At 63.2% G+C, this 17,328-nt stretch carries 11 protein-coding genes and 3 pseudogenes; 6 read left to right on the plus strand and 8 right to left on the minus strand.

Annotation, left to right across the window (positions count from 1 at the left end):
- Positions 1 to 91: 91 nt before the first annotated feature.
- The 6 genes and pseudogenes from QIY50_20320 to QIY50_20345 all read right to left on the minus strand — a co-directional run bounded on the left by QIY50_20320 (position 92) and on the right by QIY50_20345 (position 5,757).
- On the minus strand, positions 92 to 1,282 hold the full coding sequence (locus tag QIY50_20320) for an MFS transporter (protein WGV19657.1): 1,191 nt from the start codon (positions 1,280 to 1,282) through the stop codon (positions 92 to 94).
- Positions 1,279 to 2,232, minus strand: coding sequence for a TIGR03571 family LLM class oxidoreductase (locus QIY50_20325; protein WGV19658.1), 954 nt, complete (start codon positions 2,230 to 2,232; stop codon positions 1,279 to 1,281). Before QIY50_20325 ends, QIY50_20320 begins: the two co-directional genes overlap by 4 nt.
- A 4-nt stretch (positions 2,233 to 2,236) precedes the next feature.
- On the minus strand, positions 2,237 to 3,040 hold the full coding sequence (gene dkgB / locus QIY50_20330) for a 2,5-didehydrogluconate reductase DkgB (GenBank protein WGV19659.1): 804 nt from the start codon (positions 3,038 to 3,040) through the stop codon (positions 2,237 to 2,239).
- Between the two features lie 353 nt (positions 3,041 to 3,393).
- A pseudogene (locus tag QIY50_20335) lies at positions 3,394 to 3,465 on the minus strand (oxidoreductase).
- A 209-nt stretch (positions 3,466 to 3,674) separates the two neighbouring features.
- Positions 3,675 to 4,121: pseudogene (locus QIY50_20340) on the minus strand (DUF934 domain-containing protein).
- A complete protein-coding gene (locus tag QIY50_20345; protein WGV19660.1) occupies positions 4,105 to 5,757 on the minus strand; it encodes a nitrite/sulfite reductase in 1,653 nt (550 codons plus the stop codon). The pseudogene QIY50_20340 and the gene QIY50_20345 overlap by 17 nt, the downstream one beginning before the upstream one ends.
- A gap of 213 nt (positions 5,758 to 5,970) precedes the next feature.
- On the opposite strand from QIY50_20345, the gene QIY50_20350 reads away from it, so the two are divergent.
- A complete protein-coding gene (locus QIY50_20350) occupies positions 5,971 to 7,047 on the plus strand; it encodes an ABC transporter substrate-binding protein (GenBank protein WGV19661.1) in 1,077 nt (358 codons plus the stop codon).
- A 277-nt stretch (positions 7,048 to 7,324) separates the two neighbouring features.
- Here QIY50_20350 and QIY50_20355 read toward each other — a convergent pair whose 3' ends face one another.
- Positions 7,325 to 7,540 carry a DUF2970 domain-containing protein gene (locus tag QIY50_20355; GenBank protein WGV19662.1) on the minus strand — a complete coding sequence of 72 codons (216 nt, stop codon included), beginning with the start codon at positions 7,538 to 7,540 and terminating at the stop codon, positions 7,325 to 7,327.
- Positions 7,541 to 7,707: 167 nt separating this feature from the next.
- Positions 7,708 to 11,416 (minus strand): annotated as a pseudogene (metH, locus tag QIY50_20360) (methionine synthase).
- Between the two features lie 179 nt (positions 11,417 to 11,595).
- Here metH and QIY50_20365 point away from each other — a divergent pair.
- The 5 genes from QIY50_20365 to QIY50_20385 all read left to right on the plus strand — a co-directional run bounded on the left by QIY50_20365 (position 11,596) and on the right by QIY50_20385 (position 17,217).
- Positions 11,596 to 13,896 (plus strand): fatty acid cis/trans isomerase, encoded by a 2,301-nt coding sequence (locus tag QIY50_20365; GenBank protein ID WGV23100.1) that lies wholly within the window; start codon positions 11,596 to 11,598, stop codon positions 13,894 to 13,896.
- A 211-nt stretch (positions 13,897 to 14,107) separates the two neighbouring features.
- Complete coding sequence (locus tag QIY50_20370; protein ID WGV19663.1) at positions 14,108 to 15,142, plus strand: acyltransferase; 1,035 nt, start codon at positions 14,108 to 14,110, stop codon at positions 15,140 to 15,142.
- A gap of 58 nt (positions 15,143 to 15,200) precedes the next feature.
- Positions 15,201 to 15,785 carry a Fe-S biogenesis protein NfuA gene (gene nfuA / locus QIY50_20375; protein WGV19664.1) on the plus strand — a complete coding sequence of 195 codons (585 nt, stop codon included), beginning with the start codon at positions 15,201 to 15,203 and terminating at the stop codon, positions 15,783 to 15,785.
- Positions 15,786 to 16,125: 340 nt separating this feature from the next.
- A complete protein-coding gene (locus QIY50_20380) occupies positions 16,126 to 16,734 on the plus strand; it encodes an SCO family protein (GenBank protein WGV19665.1) in 609 nt (202 codons plus the stop codon).
- The gene (locus tag QIY50_20385; GenBank protein ID WGV19666.1) at positions 16,735 to 17,217 is read left to right on the plus strand and encodes a copper chaperone PCu(A)C; all 483 of its coding nucleotides are present in this window, start codon (positions 16,735 to 16,737) and stop codon (positions 17,215 to 17,217) included.
- Positions 17,218 to 17,328 lie beyond the last annotated feature (111 nt).

The following is a 17,328-nucleotide window of genomic DNA, read 5'->3' on the forward strand; positions in this document are numbered from 1 at the left end:
CCCCAGTTCGCTGAGCCCGGGGTGATCATCCGGGCGCCGGCCCAACATGCCGAAGTGCCACGCCCGGCGCGGTCCCCGTGTAGGAGCGCGCTCAGGCCATATCGGCTGCGGATTTCCCGGCAGCCTTGCTACGCCCGCCCAGCCACACCAGCAGCAGCCCGGCAGCCGCCAGCATGCCACCTGCCATCGGCACTGCCGCATAGCCCAGATCCAGGCTGATCACCGCACCTCCCAGCGCCGCGCCCACGGCATTGCCCAGGTTGAACGCGCCGACGTTGATAGACGACGCCAGCCCCGGTGCTTCGATGGCGGCGATCATCACCCGCATCTGCAGCGGCGGTACCACGGCGAAGGTGAACATGCCCCATACCAGCAAGGCGATGGCGGCGCCGATATGGCTGCCCAGCACCAGCGGCATCAGCAGCATGATCACCGCCAGAGCCGCGAGGAAGATCCGCGCTGCACCTTCCAGCGACCAGTCGGCCAGGCGGCCACCCAGGCTGTTGCCCAGGGTGAAGCCCACACCAATCAGTACCAGGCCGAGGGTGACGAAGCTGTCAGAGGCGCCTGTCAGTTCGGCCAGTACCGGTGCCACGTAGGTGTACAAGGTGAACATGGCACCGGCACCGAGCACGGTGGTGGCCATTGCCAGCAGCACGCTGGGGCGGGCGATGACCGCCAGTTCCTTGCGCACGTGCGGCAGGCTGCCGCGTTCACCCTTGGGCAGGGCATACCACAGTGCCGCCATGGCCAACAGGCCCAGCAACGCGGTGCCGGCAAAGGCCATGCGCCAGCCGACCTGCTGGCCGATCCAGGTGGCGGCCGGCACGCCGCCGATGTTGGCGATGGTCAGGCCCATGAACATGGTGGCCACGGCGCTGGCCTGTTTCTCCCTGGGCACCACGCTGGCGGCCACCACCGCGCCAAGGCCGAAGAATGCGCCGTGGTTGAGGCTGGTGACCAGGCGCGAGGCAAGCAGGGTGTAGTAGTCCGGCGACAGCGACGACAGCAGGTTACCGAGGGTGAAGATGGCCATCAGCGCCATCAGTGCGGCGCGCTTGCCGAAACGGCTGAACAGCAGAGTCATGATCGGCGCGCCGACCATCACACCCATGGCGTAGGCGGTAATCAGCATGCCGGCGCTGGGGATGCTGACGTCGACACCTTGGGCGATCACCGGCAGCAGGCCCATCGGAGTGAACTCGGTGGTGCCGATGCCGAAGGCACCGATGGCCAGTGCAAACAGGACGCGCCCGGCTTTCGTTGTGCATGCTCCTGTCATGGGGCGGCCTCCGTCAGTTGGGCTTTTGTCTCATGGAATTGTGGCAATACGTATTCAGCGATTTCGCGCAGGGTTTCGTCCAGCGGCCGCACGTTACGCCGCAGATGCAGGCCGATATGGTCGACGCCCGCCGCGCGCAGGGCGGCCAGCTCGGCCGCCAGCGCCTTGCGGCCGCCGCGGAAACCGAAGCGCCAGCGTTGCAGCGGTTCGTCGGGGTTGTCCGCCAGGTCCAGGTGGATAAAGCTGCTGTAGGGTTTGTCGCCCGCCACCGCACGCCAGGCGGCGACCCGGTGTCGGTGGTCCTCCGGTGTGCCGGGGTAGGCCAGGCAGCCGTCCAGGTTGCTGCCGATCCATGCCGGGCTCTGCTGAGCCAGGCCGGCTACCAGCAACGGTAGCGGCGAGACGGTGCCAGGTAATACGGCCAACCCTTCGGGCAGGTGGCCATTGGCACCATCACGCAGCAGCGCGACCTGTTGGCGGAATGTGTTGCCGCGCCCCTCGAAATCCCGACCGAACAGCGGGTATTCCACCGGCCGGTCACCACTGGCCACGCCCAGCAGCAGGCGATTGCCGCTGAGGCGCTGCACGCTGTTGGCCGACTTCAGGGTCAGCAGTGGTTCGCGAATCGGCAGCACCACGGCAGCCGTGCCGAGCAGGATGTCGCGGGTTATCCCGGCCAGGTAGCCGAGGTAGGCAAACACCTCGAACACCTGGGCGGCGTCGCCGAACGACGGGTCGTACAGCGGCACATCGCGGACCCACAGCGCGCGGTAGCCCAGGCGGTCGGCCAGTTGTGCCAGTTCTGCGTGGCGGGCCAGGTCCGGCTCGCCGAACTGGCGGCCGTCGCGGCGCCGCGCCTGATCGCCGGCGGGCGTCCAGTCATGGTCCAGCGGCGCTTCCAGGCCGATACTGAAGCCGCCAGCGGTCAAGCGTTCAAGGGGCGTGGTCATGGCTTCAATCCCAGAGTGGCGCCAGGCCGTCAGGGCTGACTTCGCGGCCATTGCGCTCGAGCCTGGCGATGCGTGCCATGTCATCGGCGTCCAGCTTGAGGTCACGGGCGAGCAGGTTGCTGGCCAGGTTTTCGCGCTTGGTCGACGACGGGATCACCGCGTAGCCCAGCTGCAGGGCCCAGGCCAGGGCAACCTGGGCCACGGTGGCCTTGTGCTTGGCGGCGATGTCGGCCAGTACCGGGTCTTTCAGCACCTTGCCGTAGGCCAGGGTCATGTATGAGGTGACGGTGATGCCTTGCTCCTTGAGGAACGCAGTCAGCTTGGCGTTCTGCAGGTACGGGCTGAGTTCGATCTGGTTGGTGGCGATTTCGCCTTTGCCGACCACTTCGATGGCCTGGCGGGTCAGGTCGATGTTGAAATTGGATACACCGATCTGGCGGGTCAAACCCAGCTTCTTGGCTTCGGCCAGGGCGGTCATGTATTCGGGCAGCTCAACGCCGTTGCCTGGGGCTGGCCAGTGGATCAGCAGCAGGTCGACGTAGTCGGTGCGAAGTTTCTGCAGGCTGTCGCGCAGGCTGGGGATCAGCTTGGCGACGGCGTAGTTTTCGACCCATATCTTGGTGGTGATGAACAGCTCGTTGCGCGGTACGCCGCTTTCGGCGATGGCCTGGCCGACGTCGGCTTCGTTCTGGTAGATCTGTGCGGTGTCGATGACCCGGTAGCCCAGCTCCAGGGCCGACTTGACCGAATCGATGACGGCCTGGCCGGTGAGGCGGAAGGTGCCGAGGCCGAAGGATGGAATGCTCATGGATCTGCTCCTGGTGAGTGAGGGGTGAGCCGAATAGAGCCTGGTCGCTCGGGTTCGATCGCTCTTCGTGTGGGCAGCAGTGTGCGGGTTTGAGGGGGATTGATTAAGGTGGGGTGGGGCCAAGGTCATTTGATTCACAGTCAAGAATCGGCGGGCAAGTCGTGACTGTGCTGCTGGAATATCGGTTTCGCCCTGTGCCGGCCTCTTCGCGGGCTTGCCCGCTCCCACAGGAATGCCACTGTCCTGGAAGCCTGAGGTGTACCTGTGGGAGCGGGCAAGCCCGCGAAGAGGCCGGGTCGGGAAACGAAACAGCCCGCCATATAGGCGGGCTGTCTGGCATTGCAAGATGACGATCAGCGGCGGCGGAACAGCGGCAGCGGCTCGTCGGTGGCGGCCTGGTAGGTCACCGAGAAGAGAGAGAGAGAGAGAGAGAGAGAGAGAGAGAGAGAGAGAGAGAGAGAGAGAGAGAGAGAGAGAGAGAGAGAGAGAGAGAGAGAGAGAGAGAGAGAGAGAGAGAGAGAGAGAGAGAGAGAGAGAGAGAGAGAGAGAGAGAGAGAGAGAGAGAGAGAGAGAGAGAGAGAGAGAGAGAGAGAGAGAGAGAGAGAGAGAGAGAGAGAGAGAGAGAGAGAGAGAGAGAGAGAGAGAAGTCCTTCAGGCTTTGCAGCGCGTCTTCCGGGTCCTTGTCGGCACGGATGGCGAACGCATCGAAGCCGCAACGGGCCATGAAGAACAGCTGGTCGCGCAGCACGTCGCCAATGGCGCGCAGCTCGCCCTTGAACTTGTAGCGGTCACGCAGCAGGCGCGCATTGGAGTAGTTGCGCCCGTCGGTGAAGGCCGGAAAGTTCAGCGCGATGACCTGGAAGTGATGCACGTCCTCGCCGATTTCTTCCGCCTGCTCGTCGCTGTCCAGCCACACGCCCAGGCCGCCATCGCGGGCCTTGAGCACATGGGCATGGTCGCGCCACATCTGCAGCGGAACGATGTAGTCGTCGCAGTTGGTCAGCTCGTCAAAGGACGTTTCCTTGGGCAGCAGGTGCCAGGTTTCGTCGACGATCTGGTTGTTCTTAATGATTCGCTGCATAGACGCGTTCCTTGAAGGGGTCGATGCCGATACGCTGGTAGGTGTCGATGAAACGCTCTTCCTCGGTACGTTGCTCAACGTACACGGCGATCAGCTTCTCGATCACATCGGCCATGTCGTCCTGGGCGAAGGACGGGCCAAGGATCTTGCCCAGGCTCGCGCCACGCGCGGCATTGCCGCCCAGCGACACCTGGTAGAACTCTTCGCCCTTCTTGTCCACGCCGAGGATACCGATGTGGCCCACGTGGTGGTGGCCGCAGGCGTTCATGCAGCCGGAGATGTTCAGGTCGATTTCGCCGATGTCGAACAGGTAATCCAGGTCGTCGAAGCGGCGCTGGATGGATTCGGCGATCGGGATCGACTTGGCGTTGGCCAGCGAGCAGTAATCACCACCCGGGCAGCAGATGATGTCGGTCAACAGGCCGATGTTCGGGGTGGCGAAGCCGCTTTCGCGCAATTCCAGCCACAGCGCGTGCAGCTGGCGCTGCTCGACGTCGGCGAGGATGATGTTCTGCTCGTGTGAGGTACGCAGGAAGCCGAAGCTGTAGCGTTCGGCCAGGTCGGCCACGGCGTCCAGCTGCTTGTCGGTGAGGTCGCCCGGGGCAACGCCGGTGGGCTTCAGCGACAGGGTCACGGCCACGTAGCCAGGGCGCTTGTGGGCGCGAGTGTTGCGCGAGCGCCAGCGGGCGAAACCTGGGTACTCGGCGTCCTGGGCGGCGTAGTCGACGTTGTCCAGGGGCAGGTAGGCCGGGTCGACGAAGTGGCGCGATACACGCTGCACTTCGGCTTCGGTCAGGGTGGTGCTGCCGCCACGCAGGTGGACCATTTCGGCCTCGACCTTCTCGGCGAACACTTCCGGGGTAAGGGCCTTGACCAGGATCTTGATCCGCGCCTTGTACTTGTTGTCACGGCGACCGTAACGGTTGTACACGCGCAGGATGGCGTCGAGGTAGCTGATCAGGTCCTGCCATGGCAGGAACTCGTTGATGAACGAGCCCACCACCGGGGTACGGCCCAGGCCGCCACCGACCAGTACACGGAAGCCCAGTTCGCCAGCGGCATTGCGCACTGGCTCCAGGCCGATGTCGTGCACTTCGATGGCGGCGCGGTCTTCCTGCGAGCCGTTGATGGCGATCTTGAACTTGCGCGGCAGGTAGGCGAATTCCGGGTGGAAGGTGGTCCACTGACGGACGATTTCGCACCACGGGCGCGGGTCGACGATTTCGTCTGCGGCCACACCGGCGAACTGGTCGGTGGTGGTGTTGCGCAGGCAGTTGCCGCTGGTCTGGATCGCATGCATCTGCACGGTGGCCAGTTCGGCGAGAATGTCCGGGATGTCTTCCAGTGCCGGCCAGTTGAATTGCACGTTCTGGCGGGTGGAGATGTGGGCGTAGCCCTTGTCGTAGTCGCGGGCGATCTTGGCCAGGGTGCGGACCTGGGTGGCGTTAAGCTGGCCGTACGGCACGGCGACACGCAGCATCGGTGCGAAACGTTGGATATAAAGGCCGTTCTGCAGGCGCAGAGGGCGGAATTCTTCTTCGCTCAGCTCACCGGCCAGATACCGGCGGGTCTGATCACGGAACTGCTTGACGCGGTCCTCGATGATCCGCTGATCGTACTCGTCGTATACGTACATAAAAGTCCTGTCTCAGGCATGCAGCTATTCGCGCGCACGGCCGCGCACTCCGCTTCGGAGCCGAGGAACGATAGCAGGTTGTGTTTATGCGCTAAAGTGATGTTTTTGCATATGAAAAGAACCATTTGGACTATGTGAGACTGACTGCCATTTGTGCGCTGGGCGTGGCCCGGCGTTTATAATCCTTTGTTTGCTTCGCAGGGATGTCAGCCCATGCTCAAGGCGTTGTGCCATAGCTTGTGTCTTGCCTTGCCACTGGCGGCAAGCGCGCAGCCGGCTTCGGTGGTTTTCATCAATCCGGGGCTGTCCACCGAGACGTTCTGGACCAGTTACACCCGCTTCATGCAGGCCGCCGCGGACGAGCTGGGCATGAGCCTGCGCGTGGAATACAGCGAGCGCCGCGCCGACCTGGCACTGACCCACGCCAGGTCGATCCTGAGCGGGCCGCAGCGGCCGGATTACCTGGTGCTGGTCAACGAGCAATACGTGGCACCGGAGATCATCCGCCTGTCGCGTGGCAGCGGGGTCAAGCTGTTTCTGGTCAACAACGGCCTTACTGCCAGCCAGGCCCGCAGCATCGAGGCCCAGCCCGACAAGTATGCCGAGCTGTTGGGCACCTTGACGGCCAACGACGAGCAGGCGGGTTTCCAGATGCTGCACCAGATGGTCGCGCAGTTGCCCCGCGACAGCGGGCCGGTGGACCTGGTGGCCTTCGCCGGGGTCAAGACCACGCCGGCCTCGCAGCTGCGCGAGGCAGGCATGCGCCGCGCCCTGGCCGATTTCCCCCAGGTGCGTCTGCGTCAAATGGTGTATGGCGGCTGGAGCCGCCAGCGCGCCTATGAGCAGGCGCAGCAGCTGCTGGAGCGCTACCCGGCCACTCGCCTGGTGTGGTCGGCCAATGACGAGATGGCCTTTGGTGCCATGCAGGCGTTCGAGGAGGCCGGGCGCAAGCCGGGGCGTGATGTGCTGTTCAGCGCCATCAACAGCTCGCCGGATGCCCTGCGGGCACGTATCGAGGGGCGCCTGAGCGTGCTGATGGGCGGGCATTTCACGCTTGGCGGTTGGGCCATGGTGATGCTGCACGATGACGCCCTGGGGCTGGCGGTGAACCGCGACGGCCTGCGCGAGCATCGCATGCCGGTGTTGCAGCTGATCGACCAGGACAGGGCAAAGCGTTGGCTGAAACTGCTGGAGCGGGCCGACTATGGCGTCGATTTCCAGCAGTACAGCGCTGAAGGGCGGCCGCCTGGCTATCAGTACCCCTTTCTGACGTCACCGATCAATTATTGAAAGACCCTGCTTGAGGGAAGGGCATTGCTCGTCTTAACTGCTTTGGGTGACGTGCATTCCCATAACCACTACAAGAGGCAATGCAATGGGAAACTCAACCAAGGTCCGCAAAGCTGACAGCAGCGTCGATGCCTGGGCGATCCTCTGCCTGATCGTTCTGGTGGTGGTCACTGCCGTTTATTGGGTCAGCCACCAGTAGACTTGTTTTCAAGACCATGAAGCAGCCAGAGCGCCTGCCGGAGGGAATCCCGCAGGCGTTTTTGCTTTGCCGGCACCGCTAGCGGGCAAGGTGCAGGGCCAACTGCACCAGGCCGATCAGCACGGCAATGAACACCAGGGTGAACAGCGTCCCCAGCGCAATGAAATGGCTGGCCTTGCCGTGGGTGAAGTCGCGGGCGCGGTTCTTGCCGCTTTGAACGCCGAAGGCGGCAGCGAGGATGCTGTGCAGCATCTGCCAGAAGGTAGGGGGCTTGCCCTGGCTGGAATCGTCCATGGTGGCTCCTGAAAAAAAATCACAGGCAATCAGGGACAGTGTAGGCAATGAGGTTGGCTTTGCCGGCCTCTTCGCGGGCTTGCCCGCTCCCACAGGTACTGCGCAGCCCTGAAGAGCAGTGCGGTCCCTGTGGGAGCGGGCAAGCCCGCGAAGAAGCCAGCGCCGATTTAGCTGTCGTAACCCAGGTTAGGCGCCAACCAGCGCTCGCTCACGCTCACATCCTGGCCCTTGCGCGCGCTGTAGCGTTCGATCTGGTCCTTGTCGACCTTGCCCACGGCAAAGTACTGCGCCTGCGGGTGGGCAAAGTACCAGCCGCTGACCGCCGCCGCCGGGAACATCGCGAAGTGGTCAGTAAGGAACACGCCGCTCGGCCCGGTCTCGCCGATGGCCGTGCCATCAAGCAGGCGGAAAAGGGTTTCCTTCTCGGTGTGGTCCGGGCAGGCCGGGTAGCCAGGGGCCGGGCGAATGCCGCGGTACTGCTCCTTGATCAGCGCCTCGTTGTCCAGGTGTTCGTCACGGGCATAACCCCAGTGCTCTTTACGCACCTGCTCGTGCAGCCATTCGGCACAGGCCTCGGCCAGGCGGTCGGCCAGGGCCTTGACCATGATCGAGCTGTAGTCGTCGCCCTTGTCCTGGTAGGCCTTGGCCACTTCCTCGGCACCAATGCCGGCGGTGGTGATGAAGCCACCGACATAATCGGTGACGCCACTGGCCTTCGGCGCGACGAAATCGGCCAGCGACCAGTTGGGCTTGCCGTCCGGCTTGATGGTTTGCTGGCGCAGGTGGTGCAGGGTAGCCAGGGCCTGGCCGTCCTCGCCGTATACCTCGATATCGTCATCGGCCACCTGGTTGGCCGGCCAGAAGCCGAACACCGCGCGGGCGCTGATGAGTTTTTCGTCGATCAGCTTGTCGAGCATCTCGCGGGCATCCTTGTACAGCGCCGTGGCAGCCTCGCCGACCACTTCGTCGGTGAGGATGCGCGGGAACTTGCCGGCCAGGTCCCAGGAGATGAAGAACGGGGTCCAGTCGATGTACTCGGCCAGGGTGCGCAGGTCGATGTCTTCCAGCACCTTGACGCCGGTGAAGGAGGGCACCGCTGGCTGGTAGCCAGCCCAGTCGTACTGCGGCTTGGCGGCAATCGCCTGGGCATAGCTCAGGCGCTCGGTGCGGGCACTGCGGTTGGCGGTGCGCTCGCGTACTTCCTCGTATTCCTGGCGGGTCTTTTCGACGAAGCCGGCTTTCAGCTCCTTGGACAGCAACTGGGTGGCAACGCCCACCGCGCGCGAAGCGTCGGTGACGTAGACCACGGCGTCGTTGCTGTATTTGGGCTCGATCTTGACCGCCGTGTGTGCCTTGGAGGTGGTGGCACCGCCGATCATCAGTGGCAACTGGAAGCCCTGCCGCTGCATTTCGCGGGCAACGTGGACCATCTCGTCCAGCGACGGCGTGATCAGGCCGGACAGGCCGATGATGTCGCCACTTCTCGTCGCGGGCGGTTTGCAGGATCTTCTCGGCCGGCACCATCACACCAAGGTCGACGATGTCGTAGCCGTTGCAGCCCAGCACCACGCCGACGATGTTCTTGCCGATGTCGTGCACGTCACCTTTTACCGTTGCCATCAGGATCTTGCCCTTGGCTTCCGGCTTGTCGCCTTTCTCGGCTTCGATGAACGGGATCAGGTGTGCCACCGCCTGTTTCATCACGCGCGCCGACTTGACCACCTGGGGCAGGAACATCTTGCCCGCGCCGAACAGGTCGCCGACCACGTTCATGCCATTCATCAGCGGACCCTCGATCACCTCGATCGGGCGGGCGCACTGCTGACGGCACTCTTCGGTGTCCTCGACGATGAACGCGGTGATACCTTTGACCAGTGCGTGCTCCAGGCGTTTTTCCACCGGCAGCGAGCGCCATTCTTCGTTTTCCACTTCCCTGGTGGCGCCGCCGCCCTTGTAGTCGTCGGCAATCGCCAGCAGCGCGTCGGTACCGTGCGGGGTGCGGTTGAGCACCACGTCCTCGACCTTTTCACGCAGTGCTGCCGGGATCTCGTCGTAGATCTCCAGCTGGCCGGCGTTGACGATACCCATGGTCAGGCCGTTCTGGATCGCGTGGTAGAGGAATACCGAGTGGATCGCCTCACGCACCGGATTGTTGCCACGGAACGAGAACGATACGTTGGACACACCGCCCGAACTCAGGGCGTAGGGCAGGTGGTCACGGATGTAGGCACAGGCCTCGATGAAGTCGACGGCGTAGTTGTTGTGCTCCTCGATGCCGGTGGCGACGGCGAAGATGTTCGGGTCGAAGATGATGTCTTCCGGCGGGAAGCCCACTTCATTGACCAGGATGTCGTAGCTGCGCTGGCAGATTTCCTTTTTGCGCGCGGCAGTGTCGGCCTGGCCGACCTCGTCGAAGGCCATCACCACCACTGCAGCGCCATAGCGCTTGCACAGGCGGGCGTGGTGCTTGAACTGCTCGACGCCTTCCTTCATGGAGATGGAGTTGACGATGCCCTTGCCTTGAATGCACTTCAGGCCGGCTTCGATGACGTCCCACTTGGACGAATCGATCATGATCGGCACGCGCGAGATGTCCGGCTCACCGGCGATCAGGTTGAGGAAACGCACCATGGCAGCCTGGGAGTCGAGCATCCCTTCGTCCATGTTGATGTCGATCACCTGGGCACCGGCCTCGACCTGCTGCAGGGCGACTTCCAGGGCTTCGGTGTAGTTCTCTTCACGGATCAGCCGGGCGAACTTGGCGGAACCGGTGATGTTGGTACGCTCGCCGACGTTGACGAACAGCGACTGGCGGTCGATGGTGAACGGCTCCAGGCCCGACAGGCGGCAAGCCTTGGCAATTTCCGGAATTTCTCGCGGCTTGTACTTGGCCACGGCCTCGGCGATGGCCTGGATGTGGCCCGGGGTGGTGCCGCAGCAGCCGCCGATGATGTTGAGGAAGCCGCTGGCGGCAAATTCCTCGACCACCACGGCCATTTCCGCCGGGGTTTCGTCGTATTCACCGAAGGCGTTCGGCAAGCCGGCGTTGGGGTGGGCCGAGACATGGGTGTCGGCCTTGGTCGCCAGCTCTTCCAGGTAGGGGCGCAGGTCCTTGGCGCCGAGTGCGCAGTTCAGGCCCACGGAAATCGGCTTGGCGTGGCGTACCGAGTTCCAGAACGCCTCGGTGGTCTGGCCCGACAGGGTACGGCCCGAGGCGTCGGTGATGGTGCCGGAGATCATGATCGGCAGTTCGATGCCGTCTTCCTCGAACACCTGCTGCACGGCGAAGATCGCCGCCTTGGCGTTGAGGGTGTCGAAGATGGTCTCGATCAGCAGCAGGTCAGCGCCGCCTTCGATCAGGCCGCGGGTCGCCTCGATGTAATTCGTTACCAGTTCATCGAAGGTGACGTTGCGGTAGCCGGGGTCGTTGACGTCCGGGGAAATCGAGCAGGTGCGGCTGGTAGGGCCGAGCACGCCAGCGACGAAGCGTGGCTTGTGCGGGGTTTCCAGGGTCTTGGCATCGGCCACCTGGCGGGCGATGCGCGCACCCTCGACGTTCAGCTCGTAGACCAGCGATTCCATGCCATAGTCGGCCTGGGAAATCTGCGTGGCATTGAAGGTGTTGGTTTCGAGAATATCGGCACCGGCATCCAGGTAGGCCTTCTCGATGGCGGCGATCACGTCCGGGCGGCTGAGCAGCAACAGGTCGTTGTTACCCTTGACATCGCTTGGCCAATCGGCGAACCGCGTGCCACGATAGTCGTGTTCCTCGAGCCGGTAGCTTTGGATCATAGTACCCATGCCGCCGTCGAGGATCAGGATGCGCTCTTTGAGTGCGTTCTGGAGTGCTTGGAGACGAGCGCTGCGGTCGGACATAGGAACTACCTGGTCGGGCAAATTTCAGAAGGTGCAGAATCATAACAAAGCTGCGCGGTTTTTAGGCACATCGCCCATTTGCATGAAAATGGCTCATGTTGGGCGGGCGTCGAGCAGGGCACCCAAGGACGACCAGGCAACACATCGTGATGGCTTTCAATACCCAGGACTTTCCGCACATGGTGCATCGTATTCTTGCCGGCGTTTTCGCCCTGCTCCTCAGCAGTGTGGCGTTCGGGCAAGCCCCCCAGTCAAGCCCGGCTATTTCCTACACCCGGGACATTCAACCGATCTTCACCGAGAAATGCGTGGCTTGCCACGCCTGCAACGACGCCGCCTGCCAACTGAAGCTGGAAAGCCCTGAAGGCGCGGTGCGCGGGGCCACCAAGGTTCCGGTGTACCAGGGCGAGCGCAGCAAGGCAGTGCCCACCACGCGGCTGTTCTACGACGCCCACAGCGAGGGCGAGTGGCGCAAGAAGGGCTTCTACTCGGTGCTCGATAGCCAGGGCAGCCAGGCCGCGCTGATGGCGCGCATGCTCGAGCTGGGGCACAAGACCCCGCTCACGCCCAACGCCAAGCTGCCCGAGGAAATCGTCCTGGGCCTGAACCGCAACAACATGTGCCCGCTGCCGCATGAGTTCGATGCCTATGCCGGCGCCCACCCCAGGGAAGGCATGCCACTGGCGGTTACCGGGCTGACCGACAAGGAATACGACACCATGCGCCGCTGGCTGGCCGCCGGTGCGCCGGTCGAGTACCAGCCGATCAAGCCGAGCGCGGCTGAAGCCAAGCAGATCGCCGACTGGGAAGAGCTGCTCAACCGCCCGGGTTCCACCGAAGCGCTGGTCGGCCGCTGGCTGTACGAGCACCTGTTCCTGGCGCACATCTACTTCGTCGGTGGCGAGCAGGGCCACTTCTTCCAGTGGGTACGTTCGCGCACGCCGAGCGGCCAGCCGGTCGACCTGATCGCCACGCGCCGCCCCAATGACCCGCCGGGCACCGACTTCTACTACCGGTTGATTCCGGTGCAGGGCGTGATCGTGCACAAGACGCACATCACCTACCCGATGGGGCCGCAGAAGCTCAAGCGGGTCAAGCAGCTGTTCTACGCCGGTGACTGGCATGCCACTGCGCTGCCAGGCTATGGCCCGCGCCACCGGGCCAACCCGTTCGAAACCTTCGAAGCGATCCCGGCAGTGGCGCGCTACCAGTTCATGCTGGATAACGCCGAGTACTTCGTGCGCACCTTCATCCGTGGCCCGGTATGCCGTGGGCAGATCGCCACCGACGTGATCCGCGACAACTTCTGGGCATTGTTCCAGGAACCGGCCCATGACCGCTACATCACCGATGCCGAGTACCGTGGCAAGGCCACGCCGTTGCTGGCCATGCCTGGGCAGATCGATGACGTGGGCAGCGTGCTGAGCCTGTGGCACGCCTACCGTGACAAGCGCAACGAGTACGAAAAACTGCGCCGCGAAGCCTATGCCGACATGCCGGCGCCGGGCTGGGCGACGCTGTGGGCCGGCAACGACAACGCGTTGCTGAGCATTTTCCGCCACTTCGACAGCGCCTCGGTCACCAAGGGCCTGATCGGTGACGTGCCGCTGACCGTGTGGCTGTTCGACTACCCGTTGTTCGAGCGCACCTATTACCAGCTTGCAGTCAACTTCGATGTGTTCGGCAACGTCTCGCACCAGTTGCAGACGCGCCTGTACTTCGACCTTATCCGCAACGGCGCCGAGATCAATTTCCTGCGCCTGATGCCGGCCGACCAGCGCCAGGCGATTCTCGGCGACTGGTACCAGAACAGCGGCAAGGTGAAGATGTGGATGGATTATGAAGACATCGACACCGATACCCCGAGCGGTATCCAGCTCGACGCTCGCGACCCGAAGCGTGACTTTGGCCTGAAGCTGTTGCAGCGCACCGGCAGCCTGAATGCCGCGCCTGACCCGATCAACCGCTGCCAGGGCGCATTCTGCTCACGGCCGCAGGAGAGCGAAGAGTTCCGCAATGCCGAGCAGTCGCTCAGCCGCCTGGTGTCGCGCCCGGCTGCCGGGTTGAAGGTGATCAACCAGCTGCCCGAGGCGACCATGCTGCGCATCGAAGGGCAGGGTGGCCAGCGCCAGGTATACAGCCTGCTGCGCAACCGTGCGCACAGCAACGTGGCGTTTCTGCTGGGCGAGGCTTACCGCTACCAGCCGGGGCTGGATACCCTGACCCTGTATCCGGGCGTGCTCAGTAGCTACCCCAACTTCATCTTCAACATCCCGGCCAAGGATGTGCCGGAGTTCGTCGAGGACATGGAGTATGCGAAAGATGACCCGGCCAGGTTCGAGCGCATTGTCATGCGCTGGGGTGTGCGCCGCAGTCATCCAGAGTTCTGGCGCTACTTCCATGACCTGAACAGTTACATCAAGGAGACCGAGCCGGTCGAGGCGGGCGTGCTGGACATGAACCGCTACGAGAACCTCTGATCGGTCGGGCTGACCTTTCCGATTACCCTGCGGTCGGAATGGGTGGGTGGTCCGGGAGCTGCTGTGCAGCCCCATTCGCGGGCTTGCCCGCTCCCACAGGAATTGCAGTGCTTTCGGGCATGGGGCATGAGCCCTGTGGGAGCGGGCAAGCCCGCGAACGAGCGCGGTGCGCTCGCCGGGCCTCAATGCACCGGCAATTGCAGGGTACTCCATGCTGTATTCGCTTCAGGCACTGCGGGCGTTCGCCGCCTGGGTGGTGGTCTGCCACCATTTCATGCAGATCTTCTTCGACTTCCAAGCCTCCGGTCCCATCGGCCAATTGTTCACCGACCGCGGCGCCGCAGGCGTCGACATATTCTTCGTCATAAGCGGGCTGGTCATTTACCTGTCGACTTGCGACAAGGTCATCGAGCCCCGCCAGTTTTTGCTCAACCGGGCGTTGCGAATCGTCCCGGCCTACTGGTTCTATACGGCACTGATGGCAACCCTGCTGCTGGCCTGCAGCCAATGGATGCCGCACCAGGCATTCACATGGCATCACCTGCTGCTTTCACTGCTGTTCATCCCGGCGGAAAACCCCGGTGGCTATGGCTTGTACCCGACACTGAACGTAGGCTGGACGCTTAACTTCGAGATGTTCTTCTACCTGCTGTTCGGCGCTGCTTTCCTGGTGCGCCAACGTCATCACCAGCTGCTGGTCACCGCCGCGCTGCTGCTGGCGAGCGAGATACTGGGCCGGTTGGGCGTGTTCAGCCGCTTCTACAATAACGACATCATCTACGAGTTCCTGCTCGGCATCGGCTTGGGCGTGCTGCACCATCGCGGGCTGATCCACCAGGGCCGCTGGCTGCCATTGGCGTTGCTGGCGGTGGCAGGCCTTGCCATCTATCACCTGGACGCTTCCCGGCGCTTGCTGCACTGGGGCGTGCCGAGCGCAATGATCGTGCTGGCCTTCGTCGCCCTGGAACCGGTGTTTCGCGGCAACCGGTTGCTCAAGGCGCTGGGCGACTGTTCGTATTCGGTGTACCTGGTCCATGTGCTGGTGCTGTACACCGGCTGGTTCGCCAGCCAGCGCCTGCAATTGAACCCGTACCTGGTGTTCGCCCTGTGCGTGCCGTCCATTGGACTAATGTCGTGGTTCAGCTACCAGTGGCTGGAGCGCGGCCTGTACCGGCGCATGCAGGCCTGGCTAGCGGCGCCAAGAGGGCGGGCCCCTGAATATGCGCTTTCCCGAGTCAAATACTAGGACTTTGTTCGAAGGCCGGGTTGGCGTACACTTGGCCGCAAGTCTGTGAGGAACCTACATGAGCGCTATAACCATTACCGACGCCGCCCATGACTACCTGGCCGATCTGCTCTCCAAGCAGAATACGCCTGGCATCGGCATTCGCATTTTCATCACCCAACCGGGCACCCAGTACGCCGAAACCTGCATCGCCTACTGCAAGCCGGGCGAAGAGAAGCCTGACGACACCGCCGTGGGGCTGAAGAGCTTCACCGCTTACCTGGACGCAGTCAGCGTGCCGTTCCTGGAAGATGCACTGGTCGATTATGCCACCGACCGCATGGGTGGCCAGCTGACCATCAAGGCGCCGAATGCCAAGGTGCCGATGGTCAACGAAGACAGCCCGATCAACGAGCGCATCAACTACTACCTGCAGACCGAGATCAACCCCGGCCTGGCCAGCCACGGCGGCCAGGTGAGCCTGGTGGACGTGGTCGACGACGGCATTGCCGTGCTGCAGTTCGGTGGTGGTTGCCAGGGCTGTGGCCAGGCCGATGTAACCCTCAAGGAAGGCATCGAGCGCACCCTGCTCGAGCGTATTCCCGAGCTCAAGGGCGTGCGTGACGTGACTGATCACAGCCAGAAAGAGAACGCCTACTACTGAGGCTGACGCGCTCTGTCGTGTGTAGGAGCGGCCTTGCGTCGCGAAAGGGCTGCGGTGCAGCCCCGGGATATTTGCGGCGAAGCTGATATTGCCGGGGCCGCCGCGCGGCCCTTTCGCGACACAAGGCCGCTCCTACAGGGATCGCGTTGAACCTACTTCCTTAGCAACAAAGTGTTACTGTTTCAACCCCTGCGACAACAGGCCGCAGGCCGTATTCAAAGGGCTGCAGCCGGTCCTTGCCTTCGTCGGGTAGAACCCCTCGGGGTGTCGTGCCAGAATGCCCCGGTTTTTCGACCGGCCCGTCCCGAGGGCCGGCACCTTCCCTGTAAAGGATGGTTTCATGAATGATCTTTATACCCGGCGCGCAGTTGTCGCCGGGATGGGCGTTCTCGGGCTTGGCCTGCTGGCAGGCTGCAGCCCGGCCCGGGGGCTTGAGTTCAAGCACGGCAAGAACATGAGCAACGAGATCCTTGGGCGCAAGTTCAGCCTCAAGGACACCCAAGGCAATGTGCGCACCCTTTCGAGTTTCTACGGCAGCATGCCGATGATCTTCTTCGGCTTCACCCAGTGCCCGGCGGTGTGCCCGACCACTCTGGCGCGTGCGGCGCAAATCCGTCAGCTGCTGAAGGGCCGCGATCGCGACCTGTTCCAGGTGGTGCTGATCACCCTGGACCCGGAGCGTGACACCCCCGAAGTGCTCGATGCCTACGTCAAGGCGTTCGACCCGTCGTTCACCGCGCTGACCGGTACCCCCGAGGAAATCGCCGCGGTGGCCAAGGAATTCAAGGTGTTTTACGAGAAGGTACCGGCCGGCGATACCTATACCGTCTCTCACTCGTCCACCAGCTACGTCTACGATACGCGTGGCACCCTGCGCCTTAGCCTGGGCCATTCCCTGACTGCAAAGGAATGCGCCGAAGACCTGGTCACCCTGATGGAGATTTGCTGAATGTCGATGCAACCGATCAAACGCGGTTTGGCTGCCCTGGTGCTGATGGGGCTGGGGTTGCCGGCCCTGGCCCAGACGACGGTGAGTGATGCCTGGGTTCGTGCGACCGTGCCGCACCAGCAGTCCACTGGCGCCTTCATGACCTTGACTGCCAGCAGCGACAGCCAGCTGGTGGGCGTGGCGTCACCTGTGGCCAAGACCGTGCAGGTGCACGAGATGACCATGAACGGCGACGTTATGGGCATGCGTGAGGTCAAGGCGGTCGAGTTGCCGGCCGGCAAGGCAGTGACCCTCGACCCGAATGGCCTGCATGTGATGCTGATGGGCCTGAACAACCAGGTGAAGGAAGGCGAGAAAGTACCACTGACCCTGACCATCGAAGATGCCAAGGGGGTCAAGGAAACCCTGGAGGTGCAGGCTGAAGTGCGTGCGCTCAACGCCGAAGCGGGCGCTGGGCATGATCACATGCACATGAAGCACTGATCAGGTTGAACCCTTTGGGGGCGCTTTGCGCCCCATCGCGACACAAGGCCGCTCCCACAGGAGAACGCGTATCTCCTGTGGGAGCGGCCTTGTGTCGCGATGGGCTGCAAG

Source organism: Pseudomonas putida (genome assembly GCA_029953615.1).
GTDB lineage: Bacteria > Pseudomonadota > Gammaproteobacteria > Pseudomonadales > Pseudomonadaceae > Aquipseudomonas.

Coding starts and splice junctions, on each gene's coding strand:
- QIY50_20320 (WGV19657.1), bottom strand. CDS start 1,282: ATGACAGGAGCATGCACAACGAAAGCCGGGCGCGTCCTGTTTGCACTG.
- QIY50_20325 (WGV19658.1), bottom strand. CDS start 2,232: ATGACCACGCCCCTTGAACGCTTGACCGCTGGCGGCTTCAGTATCGGC.
- dkgB (WGV19659.1), bottom strand. CDS start 3,040: ATGAGCATTCCATCCTTCGGCCTCGGCACCTTCCGCCTCACCGGCCAG.
- QIY50_20345 (WGV19660.1), bottom strand. CDS start 5,757: ATGTACGTATACGACGAGTACGATCAGCGGATCATCGAGGACCGCGTC.
- QIY50_20350 (WGV19661.1), top strand. CDS start 5,971: ATGCTCAAGGCGTTGTGCCATAGCTTGTGTCTTGCCTTGCCACTGGCG.
- QIY50_20355 (WGV19662.1), bottom strand. CDS start 7,540: ATGGACGATTCCAGCCAGGGCAAGCCCCCTACCTTCTGGCAGATGCTG.
- QIY50_20365 (WGV23100.1), top strand. CDS start 11,596: ATGGTGCATCGTATTCTTGCCGGCGTTTTCGCCCTGCTCCTCAGCAGT.
- QIY50_20370 (WGV19663.1), top strand. CDS start 14,108: ATGCTGTATTCGCTTCAGGCACTGCGGGCGTTCGCCGCCTGGGTGGTG.
- nfuA (WGV19664.1), top strand. CDS start 15,201: ATGAGCGCTATAACCATTACCGACGCCGCCCATGACTACCTGGCCGAT.
- QIY50_20380 (WGV19665.1), top strand. CDS start 16,126: ATGAATGATCTTTATACCCGGCGCGCAGTTGTCGCCGGGATGGGCGTT.
- QIY50_20385 (WGV19666.1), top strand. CDS start 16,735: ATGTCGATGCAACCGATCAAACGCGGTTTGGCTGCCCTGGTGCTGATG.